Raw genomic sequence first — 4,254 nt, 5'->3', positions numbered from 1 at the left:
GTGTTCAATGCGTTTATGCACCACATATTTGCAAAAACTGTGGTCATCTTTGCCCATACGCAGGCCGATTTGTTCCTCAGTTACTAGGCGATTATCAGCGGCGGTGTCATATACCGCACCGCTGCCCAGGTTAATCAGGCGGCCAAAGCGGTCCGTATGCCGGGCCAAGTTTTCAAACATCCGCAAGTTGGTGTAGAGCAGGTTAGTAGGGTCCTTGGCGTTGCGGTGCCCGGGCTTTACCGCGGCGTGGATGACCGCATCAAATTGGTGCGTTTTAAAGTAATTATCCACGGCTTCGGTATCGGCCAAATTGAGTTCGCTGCTGCGCGGGGCGATAATATCATACTTTTGGGCAAGAAAACTCTCCCGTATGTTCTTACCGATAAACCCGTTCCCCCCGGTGAGCAAAAGGTGTTTCTTCATATGTTATTTATGCTGTGCGGCAAATTCGTGAATTAGGCGCGAGGTCTTGTCCAATTCCTTTTCCCCCAAGCGCGGGAAAACGCCCACCCAAAAGGTATTGTTCATAATAAAATCCGTATTGGGCAGTTTTTTATAGTCGGCTTCGGTCAAATCGCGCGAGTTTTGCAGTTCGCCCACGCCGATGCGCAAGGCTACATCGTTTTCCACCATTAAGGGCTGGCGCAAGAGATTGCCCGCAAATAATTGGCGGGTTCCCACGCCGTTCTTTTCCAAATATTCCACCAACTGCTGCTTGGTAAATTTGGCTTCTGGCTTGACGGAAATCAAGAAGCCAAACCAAGAGGGTTTTACCTTGTCGTCCACCTTGGGCAGAATAAGCACATCGGAAAGGTCCGCCAGTTTTTTCATTAAATAGGTGGCGTTTTCGGTGCGTTTTTGCAGGTAGCCGGGCAATTTTTTCAGTTGGCTTACACCCAAAGCGGCCTGCCAGTCGGTAATTTTTAAGTTAAATCCGATATGGGAATAGGTATATTTGTGGTCGTAGCCAAAGGGCAGGTGCCCCAGTTGCATATTAAAGCGGTTTTTGCAGGTATTATCCACACCCGGTTTGCACCAGCAGTCGCGGCCCCAATCGCGGAACGATAAAATAATGCGGTAGAGTTGCGGGTCGTTGGTAACCACGGCGCCGCCTTCGCCCATCGTCATATGGTGGGCCGGGTAAAAACTATATGTGCCGATGTGCCCAATCGTACCTGCCTTTTTGCCGTTCCACTCGGCGCCCAAGGCATCGCAGGAGTCTTCAATCAGCCACAGATTGTGCTTTTTGCAGATATCCATAATGGCGTCCATATCAAACATATTCCCTAACGTGTGTGCCAGAAAAATAGCCTTAGTTTTGGGCGAAAGGGCCGCTTCAATTTGTTTGACGTCAATGTTATAAGTGCCGATTTCGCAGTCCACAAACACGGGGATTAACCCCTGCTGGATAATCGGGTTGACCGTGGTCGGAAAGCCTGCGGCCACGGAAATCACTTCGTCGCCCTTTTTAAGCCGTCTTTCGCCCAGTTTATAAGAGGTAAGGGCGGATAAGGCCAGCAAATTGGCCGAGGAGCCGGAGTTGGTGGATAAGGCAAATTTTACGCCCAAAAAGGCCGCAAAATCCTTTTCAAACTGGTCATTAAAACGGCCCGCCGTCAGCCACATATCAAGCGAGGCGTCAATCATATTGGCCAGATCCTGTTTGTCTAACAGTTTGCCCGAAGCCGGGATATAAGATAAATCCTTTTTAGCACCGTAAATTGCGTCAAAATACTTGGCCGCCGCCGCTTGGACAGCTGCTCTTAATTCTTTTTCCATTGCATCTTCTCCATATACTCGTTAATCTGCTGTAAGGTAAAATCGTACATCGGTTTACCTTCATAAAATTGTTTGTACCAAATCACGCTCTTTTCCACGGCTTCTTCCGCCGTATAGGTGGGCGTCCAGCCCAGGCGTTCCTTGGCCTTGGTGATATCCAGCATCAGCAGGTTGGCTTCGTGCAGGTTATCCTTTTTATGCACCACCACTTCGCCTTTTCCGTAATACTTTACCGCCAGTTTGGCTACCTCGGCCACGGTTAAAACGCTGTCCGCCTTCGGCCCAAAGTTGAAGCCTTCGGCGTATTCACGCCCCTTAGTATAGAGCAAATGCCCCAGTAACAGATAGCCGGAAAGCGGTTCCAAAACGTGCTGCCACGGGCGCGTGGCGTGCGGGTTGCGTATTTCTATGGTTTTGCCCGCCTCTATGGAGCGCACGCAATCAGGCAGTAAACGGTCCGCCGCCCAATCGCCCCCGCCGATTACGTTCCCCGCGCGGGCGGTAGCCAAGGCATAGCCGTCCTGCAAGAAACTGCGGCGGTAAGACGAGGATAAAATTTCTACGCATCCCTTGGAGGAAGAATACATATCATATCCCCCCATCGGCTCGTCTTCTTTGTAGCCGCGGGCGACTTCTTTATTTTCGTAGCATTTATCGGTAGTAATGTTTACAAAGGCTTTTACCGAGGCGGTTTGGCGCGCCGCTTCCAATACGTTTAAGGATCCCATTACGTTGGTTTCGTAGGTAAGCACCGGCTCTGCGTACGACAGCCGCACCAAGGGCTGGGCCGCCAAGTGGAAAACGATTTCCGGCTGAAATTCCTCAAAGGTTTTATTTAAAAGGTTCCTGTCCAAAATATCGCCAAAGACGTTTTTGGCAATTTTATGCTCAATATCCAATGCCGTAAACATAGAGGGCGTAGTATTGGGTTTTAAGGCGTACCCGCACACTTGGGCCCCCAGTTGGGTAAGCCACAAGGCCAGCCACGAACCTTTAAAGCCCGTGTGCCCGGTGAGTAAAACGCGTTTGCCCTTATAGGTGTCGCTCCACATAGTTAATCCTCCCACACTTTCCACGGGGCTTTTCCATTTGCCCATTGTTCGTTAAGTTCAATTTTATCGCGCAGGGTGTCCATCGGATGCCAAAAGCCGTAGTGCTTATAGGCGTTTAATTGGCTTTCTTTGGCCAGTTGCGTGAGCGGTTCGCGCTCCCACATAATATTGTCCCCTTCCGGGATGTAGTCAAACGCCTGGGGCTCACAAACAAAGAAGCCGCCATTGACCCACGCGCCGTCCCCTACCGGTTTTTCCTGAAAGCGGGAAATGGTGCCGCTGGGCTCAATATTAAGCGCGCCAAAGCGGCCTGTGGGCTGGACGGCCGTTAAGGTTACCAATTTGCCCGATTTTTTATGGCAGTCTAACAACTTATTAATATCCACGTCGGACACCCCGTCCCCGTACGTCAGCATAAAGGGTTCATTGCCCACAAACTTGCGTGCCTGCTTAATACGGGAGCCCGTCATTGCATTACGCCCCGTATATAAAAGGGTAACCTTCCACGGTTCGCAGCGGTTCATATGCACGTCAATTTTATTGGTTTGAAAGTCTATCGTAACATCGGAATTGTTGGTATAGTAATTTACAAAGTATTCTTTGATGACCTCGCTCTTGTACCCGCACAAAATGACAAAGTCCGTCAGTCCGTAGTGCGTGTAAAGTTTCATAATGTGCCAAATGATGGGATACCCGCCGATTTCCACCATCGGTTTAGGCCTGATAGAGGTTTCCTCCCCCAATCTGGTGCCAAGACCACCTGCTAACAAAAGAACTTTCATAGCAAACTCCTATATGAAGATGTTAAACGGGCGTGCCCGCTATATACTATTTCGTACAAAATTAACCCTTAATAGCAAAACATATTAAAGGGCTAAACGGTTGGAAGAGAATTTTTGTAAGCAATACGAGACGGGTTTCCCCGCAGAAAGACTATTCTCCGCCAAGAGTTTATAGTTCCTTTCTATTTTAACATATAACAGCGGGATTTTGCATTGATTGAAAAGGACAACAAATCAATATGGTCGGAAGAGGATTTTTTCTTTTGAAGCTTTCAAGGACTTATCTAATCCACCATGCTAACTTCGGTAGATTTTTATCTTTCACACAACCTGCTAATTTACATAAAAATTGATATTTTAAACGTGGATATAGGCTGCAATTTGATAAATGCAACCCCACTTCTTGTATTGCACGGCGCACCAGCGAAAAATCCACATTGGGGTATTTCCGCAAACGGCGCACGGCTTGAAGGGTTAATCTGATAATGGAATTATAAATTTCAGGCCCTTTAAGCCCTCGGTGTTCCAGTTCTGCGCATAAATAAATCATTTGCTGTAACGTTCCATAGGCCAATTTCCCTTTATTGCTGGAAACAGAACCCGCTAACACCCGGTAGTGATATGAAACTCCCCGAGCTCAC

At 48.5% G+C, this 4,254-nt stretch carries 5 protein-coding genes; all 5 read right to left on the bottom strand.

The window, feature by feature from the left end; all coding sequences use genetic code 11:
- Nucleotides 1-423: NAD-dependent epimerase/dehydratase family protein (locus B2118_RS00025; protein ID WP_428052209.1), on the bottom strand; the 423-nt coding region annotated here is incomplete at its 3' end.
- A 3-nt stretch (nucleotides 424-426) separates the two neighbouring features.
- On the bottom strand, nucleotides 427-1,779 hold the full coding sequence (rfbH, locus tag B2118_RS00020; protein WP_428052207.1) for a lipopolysaccharide biosynthesis protein RfbH: 1,353 nt from the start codon (nucleotides 1,777-1,779) through the stop codon (nucleotides 427-429).
- Nucleotides 1,764-2,831, bottom strand: coding sequence for a CDP-glucose 4,6-dehydratase (gene rfbG / locus B2118_RS00015; RefSeq protein WP_428052205.1), 1,068 nt, complete (start codon nucleotides 2,829-2,831; stop codon nucleotides 1,764-1,766). Before rfbG ends, rfbH begins: the two co-directional genes overlap by 16 nt.
- A gap of 2 nt (nucleotides 2,832-2,833) precedes the next feature.
- Nucleotides 2,834-3,613 (bottom strand): glucose-1-phosphate cytidylyltransferase, encoded by a 780-nt coding sequence (gene rfbF / locus B2118_RS00010; protein ID WP_428052204.1) that lies wholly within the window; start codon nucleotides 3,611-3,613, stop codon nucleotides 2,834-2,836.
- A 280-nt stretch (nucleotides 3,614-3,893) separates the two neighbouring features.
- Nucleotides 3,894-4,163 carry a hypothetical protein gene (locus B2118_RS00005; RefSeq protein ID WP_428052202.1) on the bottom strand — a complete coding sequence of 90 codons (270 nt, stop codon included), beginning with the start codon at nucleotides 4,161-4,163 and terminating at the stop codon, nucleotides 3,894-3,896.
- Between the last annotated feature and the right edge of the window lie 91 nt (nucleotides 4,164-4,254).

Origin of the sequence: Candidatus Avelusimicrobium stercoris, from assembly GCF_002437085.1 — a bacterium.
In the GTDB taxonomy this organism is placed as follows: domain Bacteria; phylum Elusimicrobiota; class Elusimicrobia; order Elusimicrobiales; family Elusimicrobiaceae; genus Avelusimicrobium; species Avelusimicrobium stercoris.
This window is presented reverse-complemented; position numbering and strand designations above follow the sequence as displayed.